Source organism: Ruminococcus sp. CAG:57 (assembly GCF_000435935.1).
GTDB classification, from domain to species: Bacteria; Bacillota; Clostridia; order Oscillospirales; family Ruminococcaceae; genus Hominimerdicola; species Hominimerdicola aceti.
In genome coordinates this window covers 25,679-46,822 of the sequence record NZ_FR890710.1, presented here as the reverse complement: position 1 = coordinate 46,822, position 21,144 = coordinate 25,679, and the positions used below count along the sequence as shown (strand labels likewise).

Here is a 21,144-nt window from a genome sequence, read left to right as displayed (position 1 = left end):
ACTATTCCTCCCTATGGTCATTCTTTGATGAGAGCCATACCAAAAGCACACCCACGTCAGCAGGGTTTACTCCGCTGATTCGGCTTGCCTGACCAACTGATACAGGCTTTATCTTATTGAGCTTTTCAATTGCTTCAAGTCTAAGACTTTTTATATCATTATAGTCAATATCAACAGGCAAAGCCTTTTTCTCTAGCTTTCGCATAGCCTCCACCTGTTCAAGCTGTATCTTTATATAGCCGTCATATTTTATCTGCAATTCTACCTGCTCTTTTACCTCTGCTGAAAGCTCAGGTCGTTCCTTATCGAAAGGTGCAAGACCGTCATATGATACCTGTGGTCTGCGGATAAGCTGAGCAAGTTTTATGCCGTTGTTAAGAGGGTCAGTGCCTACAGATTCAAGATAGGCATTTATCTCAGGATCTGGCGCAATATTTATCTTTGAAACACGCTTTATCTCAGCGGCTATCTGTTCATTTTTGTCAAGCAAATGCTGATATCTTTCGTCTGAGATAAGCCCTATCTCATGTCCTATAGGCGTGAGCCTTATGTCAGCGTTATCTTGTCTTAGCAAAAGTCTGTATTCGCTTCTTGATGTGAGCATTCTGTAAGGGTCTGAACAACCCTTTGTAACAAGGTCGTCAATAAGAGTGCCTATGTATGATGACGCTCTGTCAAGAATAAGCTGTTTTCTGCCGAGAATTTTCAGTGCGGCATTTATGCCTGCGATAAGACCTTGTGCGGCGGCTTCTTCATATCCCGAAGTGCCGTTGAACTGACCTGCGCCGTAAAGACCGTCAAAAGCCTTGAACTCCAGCGTAGCAGAAAGCTCTGTAGGGTCGCAGCAATCATATTCTATGGCATAGGCATTTCGCATTATCTCAACGTGTTCAAGTCCTTTTATAGTGTGCAAAAATTGGAGCTGAACGAACTCAGGCAGTGATGACGACATACCTTGCAGATAATATTCGTCAGTGTCAAGACCCATTGGCTCAATAAAAAGCTGATGCCTTGGCTTATCCGAAAATCTCATTATTTTGTCCTCGATAGACGGACAGTATCTAGGACCAATAGCGTGTATCCTACCCGAATATATAGGTGAAAGATGTATGTTATCTCTTATTACCTTGTGTGTTTCTTCATTTGTATAAGCCACATAGCATTTGACTTTATTTTCAAGCTTTTCATGATTATCAAAAGAAAATGGCGTTATATCATCGTCACCGCACTGAACTTCAAGCTTGTCAAAATCTATGGAACGCTTGTGTACACGGGCAGGAGTGCCTGTTTTGAAACGTCTTATGGTCATGCCTGCCTTTTTAAGACATTCTGTCAGACTAAGTGCAGGCAAAGTTGCGTCAGGACCGCTTGAATATGATACCGCACCCACATGGACAGTGCCGCCAAGGTAAGTTCCCGTTGAGATGACAACAGCCTTGCAGTCATACTCAGTGCCAAGCTTTGTACGCACACCACGGACAGTTTTGCCGTCCTCCTCAAATAAAATATCAGTTATCTCAGCCTGCTTCAGATAAAGCCCGTCAGTATCTTCGATAGTTTTTTTCATAAGCTTATGATATTCAACACGGTCTATCTGCGCCCTCAGACTATGAACGGCAGGACCTTTTCCACGGTTGAGTATCCTGCTTTGCAGAAAAGTTTTATCCGCCGCCTTGCCCATTTCTCCGCCCAAAGCGTCTATCTCACGAACAAGATGTCCCTTTGCAGTTCCGCCTATAGAGGGGTTGCATGGCATATTGGCAACACCGTCAAGTGTTATGGTAAAAAGTGCCGTCTTTAGTCCAAGGCGTGCCGCCGCCAAAGCCGCTTCACAGCCTGCGTGACCTGCACCTACCACAATAATATCAAAATATTCCTTTTGCATAATAAAACCACCTGTCTGAAAATAAGACCATATAAATTACTTTCCTACGCAGAATTTTGAAAATACCTCGTCTACCACCGCTTCTGTAGCTTTTTCTCCTGTCAGCTCCAAAAGTGCATTTGCGCCATTGTCTATCATCACAGTAACAGCGTCCAAAGTTTCTCCCATATCAAGGCTTTCAAGAGCCATGGCAAGATATTTTCTTGCACGTTCTGCACAGGCTGTTTGACGCTCGTTTGCAAAAATCGTGCTGTCAGCGTCATATCCGCCAATGCCCAAAAGCTTCTCTGTGGCTTTTTGCAGCTCTTCTCTGCCCTCGTCAAGTTTCGCAGATATCTCTATCACATAGTCTGAATATTTTTCAAGCTGCGACCTTTCAACAACATTTTCAAGGTCAGATTTGTTGAGAACTATGATAACTTCCTTTCCAAGCTTTTTCACATATTCAAGCAGTTCTTTATCCTCCTCGTCAAGCTCTCTTGAAATGTCGAAAACTTCTATCACAAGCATAGCGTTTTTAAGCTTTTTCTTTGCAATATCAACGCCTATTTTTTCAACCTCATCATCAGTTTCATGTATTCCCGCAGTGTCGGAAAGCTTCAAAATAAGCTCGCCAAGCTTTGCACTTTCTTCGATAACATCTCGTGTAGTGCCTGCCACATTTGTGACTATGGAGCGGTCATATCCCAACAGCATATTCATGAGGGTCGATTTTCCAACATTCGGCTTGCCTGCGATAACAGTGTCAACACCGTTTTTCAGTATCATACCGCTGTCATGATCTGCTATTATTTTATCAAGCCCTGCCAAAGCGTTTTTAAGGCTCTCTCTGAGATTATCCTCAGATATCTCAGGCAAGTCCTCCTCTGGATAATCCACCCATGCCGCAAGTTCACCTAGTATTGTGACAAACTTTCTTGACATATCAGAAATAAGCCTGAAAAGCCTGCCCTCTTTTGTAAGATTTGCAGAATTAAGTGCATATTCTCCCTGAGCGGAGATAGTTTCCATTACGCCCTCAGCCTGAGTAAGTGAAAGCTTTCCGTTGAGAAAAGCCCTTTTTGTGAACTCACCCCTCTGAGCAAGCTCTGCACCTTGTTCAATGCAAAGTCTGAGAACTTTTTTTGTAACATATATTCCGCCATGGCATGATATCTCGCAGACGTTTTCACCGGTGTATGACTTAGGCGCACGGAAAACCGTAAGGACACCGTCATCGACTTCTCTGCCGTTTTTGTCAACTATTTTTCCGTATGCACAGGTATAGCCTGCCATGTTTTCAACACTTTTGCATGACAGCGGTTTAAAAACTTTTGCACCTATGCTTACGGCATTATCACCGCTTATTCTTATTACAGATATTCCCCCCTCAGCAAGGGGTGTTGAAACAGCACATATATCTTTCATTTTTACCTCTTTTTACTCCGACAGAGCCTTTCCCTGCCATGAATTTCTTCTTCCCATTTCCTTGTCTATCTCGTTCATAACGCAGAATTTTTTCAAACTCCACAAAGGTGCAACAAGGTCGTCCTTTGCACCGTCACCTGTCACACGCTGTATTACTATCTCCGCAGGCAGAAGCTCCAACTGGTCGCAGACGATATTGACATACTCGTCCATATCCAAAGCCCGAAATTCTCCACGCTTGTACATCTCAGCAAGTGCAGTGCCTTTTAAAACGTGCAGAAGATGTATCTTAATGCTTTGTATATCAAGCTGACCGAGAGTTTTAGCCGTTTCAAGCATCATATCCCTATCCTCACCGGGAAGTCCGTCGATGATATGCACGCACACATTCACATTGCGTTTTCTCAGCATTTCATAGCCTTTGAGAAAATCCGCAAAAGTATGACAGCGGTTCATTTTCAAAGCCGTTTCATCATGGATAGTCTGCAAGCCAAGCTCTACAGTAAGAAAAGTCTTTTCCGCAAGCTCACCGAGCAGGTCGGCTTTTTCTTCGTTGATGCAATCCGCCCTCGTTGCGATAGAAAGCCCTGCCGTATTTTCAAATGACAGGGCTGTATAAAACATTTTTCTCAGCGTTTCAACGTCAGCATAGGTGTTTGAGCCTGCCTGAAAATACGGTATGCACAGACCCTTGCTCCACTTCTTGCTCATTTTCTCCCTTATCTCTCTGTACTGAGTAAGGATATCCTCATGAGGGTCGCCTGCAAAATCTCCGCTCATTTTTGCCGAGCAGAACACACAGCCCCCCACACCTTTTGTGCCGTCTCTGTTCGGACAGCCAAGGTCAATATTAAGCGGTATCTTGAAAACCTTAGTGCCGAACTTGTGCCTTAGATAATAATTGTAGGTATGATATCTTTTATTGTCATCAGAATAGGGAAAAGGGTTATCAAATCTGCTATTCATCTGACGGTCCCTCAGTTTGCTCGGTGGTAGGTTCTGCAGTTTCTGTCGGCTGAGTTGTGGTCTCAGGTGCCTTTGTTGTGGTCGTGGTAGTAGTAGGACCAGGCTGTACTATAGGCTCAGTTTCGGTGACAGTATAGTAAGGCTTGTCATTATTTGTGGTAGTGGAAGCCGTTGAAGTCGTTGTGGTGCTTTTAGTTTCCTCTGGTCTGTCAATAGCAGTGGTAGTTGTTGTTTTTTTCTTGTCCTCTTTTTTCTTTGTGGTAGTTACTTCACCGTCCTGCGGTTTTGCAGTGGTGGTGATAACATTTTCGTCAGGATCATCACTGTCATTATTAGTCGGATGATCGAAGCTGTTGTGGTTAGAATCAGTATTGTCAGGGGTTTCCTTTATAGGGTCAGTGACCTTATTGCCGATACCATAAATAAGAGAGATACGCTCCTCAACAGCTTTCATGGCGTCAGGAAAAGGTATACTATTATTATAAGAGTCCTCCAATGCCTGAGTGTAATCCCCTGAAAAGAAAGTCTTGAATGTTAAAGACAGATTGTTGTCCTCCACAATGTCGCTTCCTGAAACTGAAATAAAGAATATGCAGGCAAATAGCATTATGACCGCTATGGAAAGAAGATTTATAAAGCTGTAATGCTCCTCCAAATTCGTTTTGGCAAGCTCTTCAGCCGCTTCCTCCGCAGCCTCGCATTCCTCCGGTATCTCATATTCATCATCACCGTGAACGATATTGAATCGTGTAGTTTTCTTATCCATTAGTATTTTCCTCTTTTTATGCCGCATATTCCGCCGCAAGTGTTATAACGCTCACTGCAAAAACAAGCACTGTCATTATGGTCTTTGTTATCATAACTCTGCCATAAGCCGCCTGAGACTTCTGTGAAAGCTTTTTAAAAATCTTGCAGAAAGCCCTTTTTGCAGGTGGGCAGACAATAAAGAACGATATTACTATAAGGGTGATATTTTTCAGCACTGCACTTTTTACAGACACGCTCAAGGTGTATTTCACATTTACTCCTGCAAGTGCAAAGAGCCATTTTTTGTAGCCGTAGAAGCTGTCAAAATAAAGTCCGCCAAAAATAACGAGAGCTGTCAGCAAAAGATAAATATACTTCACAAGGTCAGGCAGCTTTGAAAGCGGTCTTTCAAGAAACAGCTTTTCAAGGATACAAAGCACTGCCGCACAAAGTCCGACGATAATGAAATTCACCTTTGCCTGATACCATATAGAAAGTGCCAGACCGCAAAGTATATAGCACACAAAAGTAAAGACCTTGTTCATGTTTTTTTTGCAGCAGAAAACCTCACTGAAAAAGTCAACAACAGTTGTATTGAAGCTTTTTATCATACCAGTGAAAAGTCCGTCAGCTTCAATGTTTGTGTAGTTGTCAGGATAAACAAAGCCGTTTGTAAGACCAAGTCCCATTGCCATATCCGAAAGTCCTGTGAAAAGAAAATAATACTGAGCCAAGAATGACAGCATACCAAGCCAACAGCCAAGGGTAGTTATCTCTTTGCCGTTAAGTCCTGCAAGCTTTATCTGTTCAAAAACACCTGCAAGAAGCACCACCTTGCCAAAACCGAAAACTATCTTATTAAGTCCCTGGTTGAGCTTTGCTCCTGTGATCTCACGATGCCTTATCTGTGGCTCAATATCACCGTATCTCACAAGAGGTCCCACAAGCATGAAATGCAGTGACACCATATAAGTCAAAAGGCAGAAAATGTTTTTTTCTGCTTTGCAGTTGCCCTTGAAAACGTCATAGACATAAGAAATTCCTCTGAGCATATAATAACCCATACCAAGTGGAAGTATGGCGGCGTCAAAACTGAGCTTTTTTACCTTATTATAAAGGATATTCTGACCGAATATTAGCATAAGAGATACATTCATTATAATATCCAGCACTAAAAATATCCTGCAAAGTGCTTTATTTTCACGGTTTTTTGAAATAATAAGACCAAATATCCAATCGAGGATAACTGACAGGAAAATAAGACAGAACACAAAAGGTCTGCCCCAACTGAAAAACAGCAGGGAACAAACTATCAGAATGAGGTTTTTATATTCTGCACTTCTGTCGAAAAGCGAAATAATGGTCATTATCGGGAACATTCCCAGTATAAATATAAGATCGGAATAAACCAAAATAAATTGCTCCTTAATATTTCTATATGTTAAGATATTTTTATATTTCTTTTGCTTATGATTTATACCTATAATTTTATCACAATTCACTAAATATAGCAAGCAAAATTATAAAGAAAATCTAAATTTTTCAGTTTTCTTCAAAAAGTATTTGCAATTAATAAAAACTGTGGTATAATTATAGTAAATAAATGTGCAATTCTACTTGGGGAAGGAGTGGCAGAGTTGGCTTCAATTTTAGTTACAGGAGCAAGCGGAATGATAGGCTTGTACCTTACATCCAGCTTACTGCACAAAAAGCATCGTGTATTCGGTATAGATACACGCAAAAATGAGTTTATTGGAACTGATCCAAACTATACTTTTATCCAGTGTGATATTACAGATAAGGACGCTATTACAAATGTAATCGATAGTAACAAGATCGACGTTGTCGTGCATCTGGCAAATTCTGTAGATAACGATATAGATCCATATGTAACAGACGCTGAGATGAAAAAGAGCAAGATATGTGATAAGTTCATATATGCGGCTGCAAACAAGGCTGAGGTAAGGAGTTTTATCCTGCTCAGCACAACAGCAATATATGGTGTACAGAAAGGCAGAGAACCAATAAGGGAAACTGCTCCTGAAAAGGGAAATTCAAACTATGCAGATCTTAAGATGACATCTGAGAAGATAATGCAGAAGGAATTTAAAAAGTCTGAAACTATACCTGTTATTGCCAGAGTAGCTCCTATTTATGACGCTGAGTATACACAAAATCTGAGAGACAGAGTATTTGACGCAAAGGAAAATGTTGCATACATATTCAATGATGGAGAATACGGTTTTTCATTCTGTTGTGTATTCAATCTTATCGACTTTATAAATGGTATTATCAATGTACCGTCAGGAAGATATGAGGGAATCTACAATCTTGCTGATTCAAGGCTGATAACGGCAAAAGAGATAATTGATTATGAAAAGGAACATCACCGCATAGGTGCAGTTATCCAGAAATCACCTGGAATGGGACTAAGCATCAACAAAGGTAAGATGAAAACTGATTATCGCTATTTTGACCCATCTATCACATTCAACAACTGGAACATAGACAACACAAGGGCAAAGAGAATAGCACCTTTCAGATGGACACTTTCAAACACAAAATAAACTCACAAAGGCAGTCCTAGGGCTGCCTTTTTTGTATTGTTCCATGTGGAACATTTGATAAAACAGGAGAACTAAGATATCATGGAAAGCAATAGGTTAGTTAAAATATTATGTGTTGTCTGTGCGGCAGGCTGTTGTCTTTCCTCTTGCGGAAACACAGGGGAAGAAAAGCCCAAAAAGCTTTCAAGCGTCAGCACAGGAGTCACCACAACTGTGACCACAAATAAAAAGTCTGCCGAAACTATCACGGGTTCAGTGACTACTATACAAACAGCAGCGACTTGTACAAAGATAGTTTTCGATGGCGGCTATACCCTTTTTGCAAATGTGCAGGGGGGATATACTCTTATAAACAGTTCAAATGAGATAGTGAACTCTTTTGAGATAACCGATGATAACGGTGATAAGCTTGTACTGACCTGTGACGGAAATACTGTCACTGTCACTAAAAACGGAAAAAAGGTCAACTCGTTCAGTTATAAAGGCACAAGGATAATAATATCAGCCAACGAGGTCTACTATGCAAACACAAAGGTGACATATATTGACGAAAGCTTCAGCAACTTTAACGTAACTGACAAGGTGACTATAAGGTGTATCGCAGAGAATAAGTTTGAGATTGTAAAAGACGGCAAGACAGTAAAGAAAGCTACTGTAAAAGATGTGAACGGCTCAAAGTATGTGCTTGAAGCCATGGATAAGGGCATGGAGATAACGAACACTGATAATGAGCTTATGGAATCCATAGTGGTAGGCAATAACTACATAAGCGTGTCAGGGGATAAGGTTATCATAAACGGAAAGACCATGCGGCCACCTCACAGTGCAGATATAAAAGCTGTGACTACAACTGTTACTACAACAACGACAACGGCTACTACTACCACAACGACTTCAAAGAAAACTGAAAAGAAAACAGAAACGCAAACTGAAACTGTTACCGAGCCTGTGCAGGAAGAACAGCCCTCTGCTCCTCAGCCTGCCGAGCCTACTGAACCTGATTCAAGCACGAATATGTCAAATAGAAATCTTTCTGCTGAAACATCTGAAATGCTTGGCTATGTAAATGAAGTCAGAAAACAGTATGGTTTAAGAGAGCTTGAGGGACTTGAACTTCTCGACTCTGCGGCAGATGTGCGAGCGAACGAACTTCTGGAAAATTATTCTCATGACAGACCTGACGGCAATTCATACATCACAGCTATAGAAGAAACTGACCTTCCTGAATGGCGTGCGGCGGCTGAAAATATCGCATATGGTATGAACAGCATGACCACAGTAAAAGAAGCCTTTGACGCATGGATGGACTCGCCGCCTCATAGAGAAAATATCCTCAACCCTGATGTGCATTACATGGCGTGTGCAAAAGCCACAAAGTCAGAAAACGGGGAATACACCTATTGGGAACAGCTTTTTTACAGCGATATATAAAAAAAATTTGGACAGACTTTTGAGCCTGTCCAATTTTTTTGTTCCATGTGGAACATTTTATTCTGCCTGCTTCTCCGATGGTATCTTTATAATATATTCGATATAATCCTCGTGGTCAATACGTTTTGCGTCAGCGTTCACTCCTGCCATTCTCATAACATCTATCGCCTTATTGACACTGTTGAAAAACAATCTAACATCTTTTAACATAGCCGCTCTTTTGTGATAGCTTGCACGCTTTTCATCATCTTTCAGAAGCTTGGCAATATATTTTTCCAATGTGTCAACTGTCCACCCACTTTCAGCCGCTTTGTTCAACACAGCGAGCCTGCGGTCACTATCTGTGATCTTTAGCAAAGCCCTTGCGTGACGTTCTGACATATTGTTATCGAGAATTATTTTGCGTTCCTCAGTGTTAAGTTTCAGAATACGAAGTTTGTTTGCAACTGTGGATTGAGCAAGTCCCAGACGAATAGCCGCAGATTCCTGAGTCATGCCATATTTTGTGATGAGCTGAGAGATCGCTTCGGCTTCTTCAAAAAAGTTCAGGTCACAACGTTGGATATTCTCTATAAGTGCAATGACCTGCGAACGTTCCTCTGTGGCATTGATAAGTATACACGGCACTGACCTTAGTCCTGCAAGCTTTGCCGCACGCAAACGTCGCTCACCTGACACAAGCTCAAAAGTGCCTTTTACACGCCGCACTGTGAGAGGTTGTATGATACCGTCCTGAGAAATGCTTTTTGCAAGGCTTGTTAGTTCGGCAGGTGAGAAATATCGCCTTGGCTGAACAGGGTTCGGCCTTATCTCTCCTATGGAAATGTCGATTATTTTGCCTAACGTCTGATAGGGTGAAGCCCTTTGTGATTCGTCAGTTTCTTCGCTGAAAGCTTTTGTTAATGTTTTTGGGAAAATGCTCATATTTTATACCTCCGTTTCGTTTTATAATAATCATAACACTTCACGATCCTCAATTCTATATTTTATTCAGAAAACTTTTCTGCTCTTTATGACCTTGATTTTGATATTGATACTTTATTCTTTGTATTATTTTCTAAATTGTCATGGGCTTTGTCGGATAAAGTAAAAATCTGATTTGTTCCATGTGGAACATTTTCAAAAAAATTTGTAAAAGGGTCTTTTCAAAAGTGAAAAATTGTAGTATAATAAATATGATATAATTCTACTAAGAAAAGAGGTCAAGAATATGGGGAAAATAATTGCCGTTTCAAATCAGAAAGGCGGCGTTGGAAAATCTACTACTGTTGTAAATCTTGCAGCGGTTTTTGGACTAAAGGGCAAAAAAGTCCTGATCGTTGACTTTGACCCACAGGGCAATACTACCACAAGCTTTGGTATAAAGAAAAAAAGTATCAGAAATACAGTGTTTGATGTAATATTTGAAGAATGTTCGATATTTGAAGCTGTCGTGCCAACTTCCTGCCGTGGAGTTTCAGTTGTGCCGACAACTCAGGATCTTTCAGGTGCTTCTGTGTCACTTGTGAACGAAAAGGACAGGGCAATGAAGCTTCGCAACGCTCTCATACCTGCAAAAGAATTTTATGACTACATATTTATAGATTGTCCCCCAACTCTCGATATGCTCACAATAAATGCACTTGCGGCGGCTGATTCTGTACTTATCCCTCTCCAATGCGAGTTTCTTTCTTTGGAGGGTCTTGTTGAGCTTCACAATACTATCAACAGAGTAAAAGTTTCTTTCAATCCTGACCTTGATATTGAGGGCATTTTGTTTACAATGTGCGTTGAAAGATACAAGATAACAGGTCAGATAATAAGCGAGGTCAAAAAGCACTTTGCAAAGGAAGTCTTTGAAACTACCATACCGAGAAACGTTGCCTTGTCGGAAGCCCCAAGCTTTGGTGAGCCGGCTATTTATTATGATAAGAAGGCAAAAGGCTCAAAGGCATATGAAAATCTTGCAAAAGAAATAGCTAAAAGAGAAAAGAAAAAAGCGGCAAAGAATAAAGAAAAATAAAGAAAAAATAATGTTCCACATGGAACATTGTATGTTATAATGTGAAAGGAAAATACAATGGCTAAAAAAAGCAAAATGGACAGAGGCTTGGATAGCCTGTTCTTTGATAATTCTATAGATGAGGTCACACGATCTGATAGTGAATCGGTAAAAAATGATGATGGCGATAATGGCATTTTCACAGTAAGAATATCTCTTATTGAGCCTGACAAAAATCAGCCGCGTTCTGAGTTCGATGAGGACGCTCTTAATGAGCTTGCGGAAAATATCAGACAGCATGGTGTTTTGCAGCCTATACTTGTAAGACCTCTTGACAATGGGGGATATAAGATAGTTGCAGGCGAGCGCAGGTGGCGTGCGGCACGTCTGGCTGGACTTGATGAGATACCTGTTTATATAAAGGAGCTTACCGATCTTGAAGCCGCTGAGATATCCCTTATTGAAAATATCCAGCGTAAAGACCTTACACCTCTTGAAGAGGCCGCAGCTTATCAGACTCTTATGGAAACCTATGGTCTTACTCAGCAGCAGGTAGCAGAAGCTGTTGGACGTTCACGTTCCGCTGTGGCAAACTCTATCAGACTTCTTTCCCTTAGCGAAAATGTGCAGAAAATGCTCCGTGACAAAAAGCTCACCGAGGGTCACGCAAAGGTGCTTGCAGGCGTTGCGGATAAGGATACTCAGGAGAAGCTTGCCACAGAGTGTATAGAAAAGGGCTGGACGGTAAGAGAGCTTGAAAAAGCTATCGCCGCTTTGGAAACAAATAAAAAAGCTGAAAAGAAAATAAAGCGTACTATCACAAATCCTATGTATACTGAGTTTGAGATAAGAGTAAATCAAGCTACCGATAAGCTTCGTGTAAGTTTAAGCGAGGATAAAAAAGGCGGCTCAAAGCTTGATGTAAAATTCAGCTCTGATGTTGACGTGGATAAGATACTCAATGCCCTCGCCGAACTTCTTATGAACTGCTAGTTTTATAATTTATATATATAAAAAATGTCTGTTTCGGCAGGCATTTTTTTTATCTCCGTAATACAGCACGTCTGAAATATGAGGAAGTCATAACTAACCGAAAATAGGGGGTTTACAGCGTATAAATCAAGAAAAAATGTGGTAAAAGGTCTTTACAAATTGAAAAATAAGTGGTATACTATAAGAGTTAAAACAGATGTATCCTGAGAAAGTTTGTTATAGCTTACTTTTGAAGAAAATATCTGCTGTCCTTAAACAGACGTGCTTGAAAAAGTACGCTAAAAAGGAAATTTGAGTTTTGAGCTTTTGCTTGAAATATCGAGAAAGGAATGATTCTAAAATGGCAAGAAAAATGAAAACCATGGACGGAAACAACGCTGCTGCTTGGGCGTCATACCCATTTACAGAAGTTGCTGCTATCTATCCAATCACACCATCATCTGTTATGGCAGAAGTAACAGACCAGTGGGCTGCCAAGGGTAAGGAAAACCTGTTTGGCACTCCTGTAAAGCTTGCAGAAATGCAGTCTGAGGCAGGTGCTTCAGGTACAGTACACGGCTCACTTGCAGCCGGTGCGCTCACAACAACATATACAGCATCACAGGGACTTCTTCTTATGATCCCTAACCTGTATAAGATCGCAGGTGAGCTTCTCCCTTGCGTTATCCATGTATCTGCAAGATGTGTAGCTTCACACGCACTTAATATTTTCGGCGACCATTCTGACATCTATGCTTGCCGTCAGACAGGTTTTGCTATGCTTTGTTCTTCAAATGTACAGGAGGTAATGGACCTGGGTACTGTTGCTCACCTTTCAACTATCGAGGGCAGAGTACCATTCATCCACTTCTTTGACGGATTCAGAACATCTCACGAGATCCAGAAGATCGAGACATGGGATATGGAAGACGTAAGAGATATGGTTGACTTCGAGAAGGTGGAGGAGTTCAGAAAGAGAGCTCTTAACCCTGAGCATCCTGTACTTAGAGGTACAGCTCAGAACCCTGATATCTTCTTCCAGGCAAGAGAAGCTTGTAACCCATACTATGACGCTATCCCTGGCATCGTAGAGGATTACATGAACAAGGTAAACGAAAAGATCGGCACAAACTACAAGCTGTTCAACTACTACGGCGCACCAGACGCTACACACGTTATCGTAGCTATGGGTTCTGTTTGTGACACTATCGAAGAAACAATTGATTACCTCAACGAGAAGGAAGGCACAAAGCTCGGTCTTGTTAAGGTTAGACTTTACAGACCTTTCCGTGCTGACAAGCTCGTTGAAGCTATCCCTTCAACTTGTGAGCAGATCTCAGTTCTTGACAGAACTAAGGAGCCAGGTTCTGAGGGCGAGCCTCTTTATCTTGACGTTGTTGCTGCTCTTAAGGGTACACAGTTCCATGATGTAGCTATCGCTTCAGGCAGATATGGTCTTGGTTCTAAGGATACAACTCCTGCACAGATCAAGGCTGTTTACTGGAATGCAAGCTGGAAGGATACATATAAGCCAAGATTTACAATTGGTATCGAAGATGACGTTACAAACCTCTCTCTCGAAACTGAGGGCAAGCTTGACTCTGCTCCAGCAGGCACAACTGCTTGTAAGTTCTGGGGTCTTGGCGCTGACGGTACTGTTGGTGCAAACAAGAACTCTATCAAGATCATTGGTGACCATACAGATCTGTATGCTCAGGCATACTTTGCATATGACTCTAAGAAGTCAGGCGGTGTAACAGTTTCTCACCTGAGATTCGGTAAGACACCTATCAAGTCAACATACCTTATCAATCAAGCTGACTTTGTTGCTTGCCATAACGAGTCTTATATCACTAAGTACAACATGGTACAGGATATCAAGCCAGGCGGAACATTCCTTCTGAACTGCCAGTGGGAGCATGAAGAGCTGGATAAGCACCTCCCAGGTCAGGTAAAGAGATATATCGCTGAGAACAACATCAAGTTCTATACGATCAACGGCGTTAAGATCGGTAAGGAGATCGGTCTGGGCAACAGAATAAACACTGTTCTTCAGTCTGCATTCTTCAAGCTTGCTAACATCATTCCTATCGACGACGCTATCAAGTACATGAAGGACGCTGCTACAGCTTCTTATTCTAAGAAGGGCGACGCTATCGTTAAGATGAACCATGACGCTATCGACGCTGGATGTCAGCAGGTTCACGAAGTTAAGGTTCCTGCATCTTGGAAGAAGTGCAAGGATACTCCAATGGGTATGCCTGCCGCTAAGTGCGCAGATAAGACACTTCAGGACTTCGTAAACAACATTCAGATCCCTTGCAATGCTCAGGAAGGCGACAAGCTCCCTGTTTCAACATTCACAGGTATGGCAGACGGCACATTCCCACAGGGCTCTGCTGCATTTGAGAAGAGAGGTATCGCTGTTGACGTTCCTGCATGGAATGGCGACAACTGTATCCAGTGTAACTTCTGTTCATATGTATGTCCACACGCAGTTATCAGACCTGTTGTAATGACAGACGCTGAGCTGAAGAAGGCTCCTAAGCTTGCTCAGGAGAAGGCAGTAGCTATGACAGGTATGCCTGGTTACAACTTCGTAATGACAATGTCTGCTCTGGACTGCACAGGCTGCGGTTCTTGCGTAAATGTTTGTCCTGGTAAGAAGGGCAACAAGGCTCTCAGCATGATGCCACTTGAAACTCAGCTCGCTGAGCAGGAAGTATTCAACTATGGTCTTACACTTGCTGAAAAGCCAGAAGTATTCGAGAAGTTCAAGGCAACAACAGTTAAGGGCTCACAGTTCAAGCAGCCACTGCTTGAATTCTCAGGCGCTTGCGCAGGCTGCGGTGAAACACCTTATGCTAAGCTCATCACACAGCTCTTTGGTGACAGAATGTACATTGCTAACGCAACAGGCTGCTCATCAATTTGGGGTGGTTCTGCTCCTTCAACTCCATACACAGTAAACAAGGACGGCAAGGGTCCAGCTTGGGCTAACTCACTGTTCGAGGATAACGCTGAGTATGGTTACGGTATGTACCTTGCACAGTCAACTATCAGAAACAGAACTATCGCTAAGGTTCTTGAACTGTCTAAGACAACTAAGGTAGCAGCTCTCAAGAAGGCTTGCGAAGAGTATCTTGAAACAGTAGACGACGGCGAGAAGAACTCACCAGCTACAGATAACCTTATCGCAGCTCTCAAGAAGACAAAGAATAAGGCTACTGAGGAGATCCTTAAGGACGCTGACTATCTGAGAAAGAAGTCAATGTGGATCTTCGGTGGCGACGGCTGGGCTTACGATATCGGATTCTCAGGCGTTGACCACGTTATTGCTCAGGGTCAGGACGTAAACATCTTCGTATTCGATACTGAGGTTTACTCAAATACAGGCGGACAGTCATCTAAGTCAACTCCAACAGGTGCTATCGCTCAGTTTGCAGCAGCTGGTAAGGAAGTTAAGAAGAAGGATCTCGCAGGTATCGCAATGTCTTACGGCTATGTATATGTAGCTCACGTTGCAATGGGTGCTGATTACAATCAGTGCATCAAGGCTATCCACGAGGCTGAGTCTTATCACGGTCCTTCAATCATCATCGGTTATGCTCCATGTATCAACCATGGTATCAAGGGTGGTATGTCAATTGCTCAGACAGAGGAGAAGAAGGCTGTTCAGGCTGGTTACTGGCATCTGTACAGATTCGACCCACGTCTTAAGGCAGAGGGCAAGAATCCATTTATCCTTGATTCTAAGGCTCCAACAGCTGACTATAAGGACTTCATCATGGGCGAGGTACGTTACAACGCACTTGCTAGACAGAATCCTGAGAGAGCTGAGAAGCTCTTTGGTAAGGCTGTTCAGAACGCTAAGGACAGATATGATTATCTGCTCAGATACGCTAAGCTTTACAATACTGAGGAAAAGTAATCTAAGTTACTATAAAAAAGACGCTCATGCACTTCGGTGCGTGGGCGCTCTTTTTTTACCACAAAAAAAAGGGTACTGCCACGTTGACAGTACCCTTTTTATATGCAGTGGCGAACAGCGTTCGACCGTTTTTTTATCGCATGGTTAAAATATTATGGACTACATATCCTTTTTGATAAGATAAGTTTTCAGTATAGCCGCAGTTGTCTTTGCGTCAGGGAGTTTGTTTTCCATGACCATTTTGTAAGCTTCTTCAAGAGGCATTTTTGTTACGTCAAGGAACTCGCCCTCGTCAAGGTGCTGCTCACCGAAATCAAGTCCCTCTGCCATATACATATGGATTATCTCGGTATCATAAGCCACTGTAGGATAAATACAGCCAAGATAAGTCATTTTTTCTGCCGTTGCACCTATCTCCTCTTTAAGCTCACGCCTTCCGCACTCCAAATGATCTTCACCGTATTCAAGCTTTCCTGCAGGTATCTCCATAAGTGCGGTCTTAAAAGGATAGCGGAACTGCTTCACAAAATAAACATTCTCGTCCTCGTCAAGAGCAACGATGCAAACTCCGCCGGGGTGATGAATGACCTCTCTAAGCGTCTTGTAGCCGTTTTCAAGCTCCACTTCATCACAAGTCAGGTGAACGACCCTGCCCTTGTATATCTCTTTTTCACTGATAGTTTTTTCGTTCTGATACATTTTATATCCTCCCTTTCAGGTTTATGCGTTCTTTTCAACAGGCTGAGCTTCTTCTTTTTTCTTTCTGCCTGTAAATCTCACTGCGCCAAGGTAAACGATAAGCGAGCCGAAGCCAACGGCTGTTATTACCTTGCCCCAGAAAAGACCCTTTGTTTCGTAGGTGAACTGGATGTCGTTTGAACCCGCAGGACAAAGAACAGCCATAAAGCCGTAATCCACCTTTTCTATCTCCACGTCCTGACCATTCACCTTTGCGCTCCAGCCGTCATCATATGGAACTGAGAAGAACACAAGGTTATCCTTGTCAAGGTCGATCTTGGCGTTGAAACCATAAGAATCATAACTGAATGATGAACAACTGTTTGCACGTCTGTCAAGGCAGTTCTGATAATACTGATCTGTTGAGTAGTCGGTACCCTTAAAGCTGTAGTAGCTGAGGATATTATTGTATTTTGCAGCCTGCTCAGGGGTAAGCACAAGGGCTTTCATGAGCATTGATGTCTTGTCTACCTCTGAAGCCTTCTGAATGTCGCTGTCAAGGCAGTAGTAATCATATGTGAAGCCCATTGGTACATAATATTTGTTTTCGTAAATGTTGAAACCGTTCTGAGTATCAACATATTCAAAGCCGTAGAGATTTGCAAGAGTTTCAGGCTTCGATACCTCTGTGATACCTTTTCTCTCACTTTCAGTAAGTTCATTGAAATAGTATTTTACGGAAAACAGGCTTCTTAGCGGATAGACCTTAGTTTCCATTCTTGATGCAACATCTCTCGTTTGTCCGATAGAGCTGTAGAAATCCATGATAGATGTTGAAACAACGCTGTGGAAGCATCTCATTGATGAAAGCTTCCAGAACATACACCAGTTGTCAACATTTTCTGAGGTATCTATTCTGTAGAAATTGTTGTCAGCATTGTAGTTCTCTGATCCAGATTCCAGCTTATCCATGTTGATGTTGTCGCCACCGTTTATTGCTCTGTTGATGTAGTCGGTGTTGTCAGTACCCTGGCTTACACCATATACGATAGAAGAAGTCATGCAGATGACCACCGCAACCGCCGTCATTGCAGAAGCGATCTTCATGTAGTCGAGCTTCTTCTCTGCGACCACATATATAAGCGTGCCAAGCATTATTATCATTACTATGGTAACGATAGCCTGAATGTAGTAAAGTTCAATATATTCAGGGACTTTGCCATAGGATACAACGCCGTTTTCGTTTGTCGGAAGCAGACCTATGCCAATAAATATCGCACATACTACACAAACAGGCACAAATCCCTTTTTCAGATCGTCTTTGTTTTCTGCGATGACCTTTGCTGTCATAAGGCACATAAGCAGTATAGGCATATAATACCATCTTGCATAATATGACGCATTGAAAAGGACGAAAGAGGAGTTCAATATAGGCACGCAAGCCATTATGCCGAACACGATAATAGCCTTTGTAAGCCAACTGTCTTTTCCTTTCTTTCTCGTTCTCATAAACGCTATAACGCCTGCCATTGAGAACATAGGCAGATAGCCTGCCATTGAAGCCCATCTTGCCTTGTCCGAGTTAAGGATATTTATTCTTGCAGGCATATCGGAAAGCATAAAGAACGATTGGATAATTCTTGGTATTCTTACATTTTCACCGTATATAACAAGGTCAAGTCCATAAAGTCTTTCGTTTACACGGTAGTTACCCATTACGCTCAGCGCTGACGGCAGGAAGATAACAGCGGATATCATCACACCGATAACAGCCTCAAGAATAAGCAGACCGAACTTCTTCATGTCAATTTCAAAATCCTTGTCAAGGCATCTCAGGAAGAAGTAGATAATAACGAATACGACCTCACAGGCAAAGAAGAAATAGCTTATGGTCGCACATATAGCTACCGCTACCGCAAACGGACCCTTCTTGTTCTTTTGAACCAACAGTTCAAATCCTAAAAGCATGAGAGGGAAGAAAGCAGTTGCGTCGTGGAAGTGGTTGAAGAAAACGTTGTAGGTCTGGAAGCCTGAGAAAGCGTAAAGCAGACCGCCTATAAAGCAGGCGCTTGTGTTGTCAACAAAAAATCTGATGTAAGCGTAGGCTGTTATTGCGGCGATAGCCGTTTTCAGCGCAAGGAGCCATGGTATCAGATAAGGCACTGCACCTGACGGGAAAAGTGTAGTGAGCCAGAAAAATGGCGAGCCAAGGAGATAGAAAGCATATGAGCCTATAAAGCTCGAGCCTAAGTCCGTTCCCCAATCCCAGCCCATGTTTCCGCTGCGAACAGCGTCATGACAGTGCTGATAGAACATCATCTGCTGTGAGTTGAAGTCGCCATAGTAGAGAAAGATGCCCTTGTTCACTATCATAGACGGTATGAACGAGATCATCATGCCGATAAAAGCCACCGCAAACAGCAGCAGATACTTTTCTTTTGGCTTGCTGTCAGGGCTTTTTAGAAGTCCGTTTTTCTTAAACATTGTCTTGTCCTCTTTTTCTTTACTGATAATATATTGGTAAAAAACCATACACAATTCATTATAACACAGCTACATATAAAAATCAACATTTTAAACAGTCTTTAGAACGATTTTGAATAAAAAAGCTCATATGCAATAAGCACATGAGCCAGTCCGTTGCAAAAATGTCAAATCAACGGGCGAACACTGTTCGCCCCTACATACAAACAACGTGAATATGCAAAAGCATATGAGCATAGTTACAATATTATTTGTTCCCTTTTCTCTGAACAATGAAGATACCCGAGCATACAAGGATAAGTGCAGCTATCCCCTGAACGCCAAAAATGCCTTTTTCATCAAGCAGGATAGTTGAAAGCAGCACTCCGCACACAGGGTTCATAAAGCCGAAAATCGCCACCTTTGAAACAGGGTTGTGCTTCAAAAGCACCGCCCACAGAGAATATGCCGCTGCTGATACAAAGGCAAGATACAAAAGCATCAAAAAAGCCTTTGCGCTCATGTGACCAAGCCTGCCGCCCATTAAAAAGCCTATGACAGTGAGAACTGCTCCACCGAAAACGAACTGCCAGCCGCTAAGCATAACAGGGTCTTCTGTTTCGGAATAGCGCTTCATATACACCGATGAAAAAGCGTATGCACAGGTGCAAAGAAAAATAAATCCGTCCCCGAGAAAATTGAAGCTTACCCCCGAAAGTCACCCGAGATTTATAACAATGATACCCGAAAATCCCAGTATACAGCCTGCTATCTTCACAGCGGTGAGCTTTTCAAGCTTGTATAAAAGCGATGACACAAGTATCGCAATAAAAACGTTCGCCCCAACTATTATCGCTGCCTTTACTCCCGTTGTGTGGGCTAGACCTATGTAGTAGAAAAAATACTGCAAAATTGTCTGAAAAAGGCTTATTATCATGATCTTTGGTATGGAAGTCTTTGTTGGCAGGAGAATTTTTCTCTCCGCTCCGCTTCCCATGGCAAGAGCCATTAGCCCTGCCACAAAAAATCTTATGCCCCCAAACACAAGCTGCGAACCGCTGTCATTGGTGGTTATGTTCATAAGGCTGTAGCCTATTTTCACACAGGAAAATGCACTTCCCCACAGCATACAGCATATGGACGCAAGAACAGCCACTACCCATGTTTTTGTCAGAATATCTTTTTTCTCGTTCATACATTATCCTATCTATAGCAAATTGTGGATCTTCACAGAAAGACCGCAGCGGCGTAAAATGCTGCTGCGGTCGAAAGTTACTTTTTGTCTTTTTTTGCTTTCTTTTCCTTTTTGCGTTTCTTCTTGTTTTCCTTTATTATCTTCAAAGGGTCGCCGAAACGTTCCTTATCGTCCTTGACAGGCTCGATAGTTTCGCTCTTTGTCATGATATCCGTCATCTGCTGTAAAAGCATCGACTCCTCGAACATATCCACAGCTTCCTCGCAGGTGTCAGCCTTGCCGTCCACAAGAAACTGTTTTATCTGCTGAACGTTCTTCATATAGTCAAGTGACATGAAAGGCACTCTCTTTTCAAGAGCCTTGTAGTAATCATCTCTCTGACGTTCTACCTGCTTTATTCTGTCATCAAGCATTATTATCTGTTCGTTTATGCCCTCGTTCACTTCAACCTGCTTCTGTTCAGCAGCCGTAAGTCTATATTTATTCAGTGCGATACCGAAAATGCCTGCACCGATAAAAATAAGTGCACCTGCAATAATGCCCACTATAATAAGCTTTGTGCCAAGGAGCAGCCACAGCAGCAGGAAAGCCGCCAATCCAATGCCGATGCTTATGCCTAAAGACTTAACGATCTTATTTTTTATATTGAAGTTTTTGACAACATAATCGTTGTCATGGATATAGGTTTTGAGATATTCCTTGTTTTCCTTGCTGACCGTTACAGCGTCCTCAAACTCAAAATATCTTTCAAAGTATTCGGCAGCACGGTCAATTTTTTCAAGCTCAGTTTCGTTAGCCATATATACTCCCTCAGATCACGAAAAAAATTTCTAAAAGCAGAATCTTTTAGTCTTTTGCGTGGTGCGTGATAGTGAACACTGCACAAATAACACGCTTTATTTCCCACCATATTACTACAAT

General features: G+C 42.2%; 16 protein-coding genes. 5 read left to right on the top strand and 11 right to left on the bottom strand.

Annotation, left to right across the window (positions count from 1 at the left end; genetic code table 11):
- Window position 1: 1 nt before the first annotated feature.
- From mnmG to QVO88_RS03690, 5 genes are read right to left on the bottom strand one after another with little or no spacing between them, the layout of a single operon-like run.
- Window positions 2-1,885, bottom strand: a complete 1,884-nt coding sequence (gene mnmG / locus QVO88_RS03710; protein WP_022287181.1) for a tRNA uridine-5-carboxymethylaminomethyl(34) synthesis enzyme MnmG — start codon at window positions 1,883-1,885, stop codon at window positions 2-4.
- Window positions 1,886-1,921: 36 nt separating this feature from the next.
- Entirely contained in the window at window positions 1,922-3,292 is a 1,371-nt protein-coding gene (gene mnmE, locus QVO88_RS03705; protein ID WP_022287180.1) for a tRNA uridine-5-carboxymethylaminomethyl(34) synthesis GTPase MnmE, read from the bottom strand.
- Between the two features lie 12 nt (window positions 3,293-3,304).
- Window positions 3,305-4,258, bottom strand: coding sequence for a TIGR01212 family radical SAM protein (locus tag QVO88_RS03700; protein ID WP_022287179.1), 954 nt, complete (start codon window positions 4,256-4,258; stop codon window positions 3,305-3,307).
- Window positions 4,251-5,024, bottom strand: coding sequence for a hypothetical protein (locus tag QVO88_RS03695; protein ID WP_022287178.1), 774 nt, complete (start codon window positions 5,022-5,024; stop codon window positions 4,251-4,253). The genes QVO88_RS03700 and QVO88_RS03695 overlap by 8 nt, the downstream gene beginning before the upstream one ends.
- A 16-nt stretch (window positions 5,025-5,040) precedes the next feature.
- Window positions 5,041-6,417, bottom strand: a complete 1,377-nt coding sequence (locus QVO88_RS03690) for an O-acyl transferase (protein ID WP_022287177.1) — start codon at window positions 6,415-6,417, stop codon at window positions 5,041-5,043.
- 225 nt (window positions 6,418-6,642) lie between these two features.
- On the opposite strand from QVO88_RS03690, the gene QVO88_RS03685 reads away from it, so the two are divergent.
- Both QVO88_RS03685 and QVO88_RS03680 read left to right on the top strand, forming a co-directional pair.
- Window positions 6,643-7,572: an NAD(P)-dependent oxidoreductase gene (locus tag QVO88_RS03685; RefSeq protein WP_038672779.1), complete on the top strand. Its 930-nt coding sequence runs from the start codon at window positions 6,643-6,645 to the stop codon at window positions 7,570-7,572.
- A gap of 81 nt (window positions 7,573-7,653) precedes the next feature.
- The gene (locus tag QVO88_RS03680; protein ID WP_022287175.1) at window positions 7,654-9,003 is read left to right on the top strand and encodes a CAP domain-containing protein; all 1,350 of its coding nucleotides are present in this window, start codon (window positions 7,654-7,656) and stop codon (window positions 9,001-9,003) included.
- 57 nt (window positions 9,004-9,060) lie between these two features.
- On the opposite strand, the gene QVO88_RS03675 is transcribed toward QVO88_RS03680, so the two are convergent.
- The gene (locus QVO88_RS03675; RefSeq protein WP_022287174.1) at window positions 9,061-9,927 is read right to left on the bottom strand and encodes a ParB/RepB/Spo0J family partition protein; all 867 of its coding nucleotides are present in this window, start codon (window positions 9,925-9,927) and stop codon (window positions 9,061-9,063) included.
- A 286-nt stretch (window positions 9,928-10,213) separates the two neighbouring features.
- Here QVO88_RS03675 and QVO88_RS03670 point away from each other — a divergent pair, with 286 nt between their 5' ends.
- The 3 genes from QVO88_RS03670 (at window position 10,214) to nifJ (ending at window position 15,887) form a co-directional block, all read left to right on the top strand.
- Complete coding sequence (locus tag QVO88_RS03670) at window positions 10,214-11,005, top strand: ParA family protein (RefSeq protein ID WP_022287173.1); 792 nt, start codon at window positions 10,214-10,216, stop codon at window positions 11,003-11,005.
- 57 nt (window positions 11,006-11,062) lie between these two features.
- Window positions 11,063-11,977, top strand: a complete 915-nt coding sequence (locus tag QVO88_RS03665; protein WP_022287172.1) for a ParB/RepB/Spo0J family partition protein — start codon at window positions 11,063-11,065, stop codon at window positions 11,975-11,977.
- A gap of 340 nt (window positions 11,978-12,317) precedes the next feature.
- A complete protein-coding gene (gene nifJ / locus QVO88_RS03660) occupies window positions 12,318-15,887 on the top strand; it encodes a pyruvate:ferredoxin (flavodoxin) oxidoreductase (RefSeq protein WP_022287171.1) in 3,570 nt (1,189 codons plus the stop codon).
- A 159-nt stretch (window positions 15,888-16,046) separates the two neighbouring features.
- On the opposite strand, the gene QVO88_RS03655 is transcribed toward nifJ, so the two are convergent.
- From QVO88_RS03655 to QVO88_RS03640, 5 genes are all read right to left on the bottom strand, one after another.
- A complete protein-coding gene (locus QVO88_RS03655) occupies window positions 16,047-16,586 on the bottom strand; it encodes an NUDIX domain-containing protein (RefSeq protein WP_022287170.1) in 540 nt (179 codons plus the stop codon).
- A gap of 21 nt (window positions 16,587-16,607) precedes the next feature.
- Window positions 16,608-19,049 carry a YfhO family protein gene (locus QVO88_RS03650; RefSeq protein ID WP_022287169.1) on the bottom strand — a complete coding sequence of 814 codons (2,442 nt, stop codon included), beginning with the start codon at window positions 19,047-19,049 and terminating at the stop codon, window positions 16,608-16,610.
- Window positions 19,050-19,296: 247 nt separating this feature from the next.
- Window positions 19,297-19,707, bottom strand: a complete 411-nt coding sequence (locus QVO88_RS12285) for a DMT family transporter (RefSeq protein ID WP_369678561.1) — start codon at window positions 19,705-19,707, stop codon at window positions 19,297-19,299.
- Window positions 19,708-19,746: 39 nt separating this feature from the next.
- Window positions 19,747-20,223 (bottom strand): DMT family transporter, encoded by a 477-nt coding sequence (locus QVO88_RS12280; RefSeq protein WP_022287167.1) that lies wholly within the window; start codon window positions 20,221-20,223, stop codon window positions 19,747-19,749.
- 77 nt (window positions 20,224-20,300) lie between these two features.
- On the bottom strand, window positions 20,301-21,023 hold the full coding sequence (locus QVO88_RS03640) for a hypothetical protein (RefSeq protein WP_022287166.1): 723 nt from the start codon (window positions 21,021-21,023) through the stop codon (window positions 20,301-20,303).
- Between the last annotated feature and the right edge of the window lie 121 nt (window positions 21,024-21,144).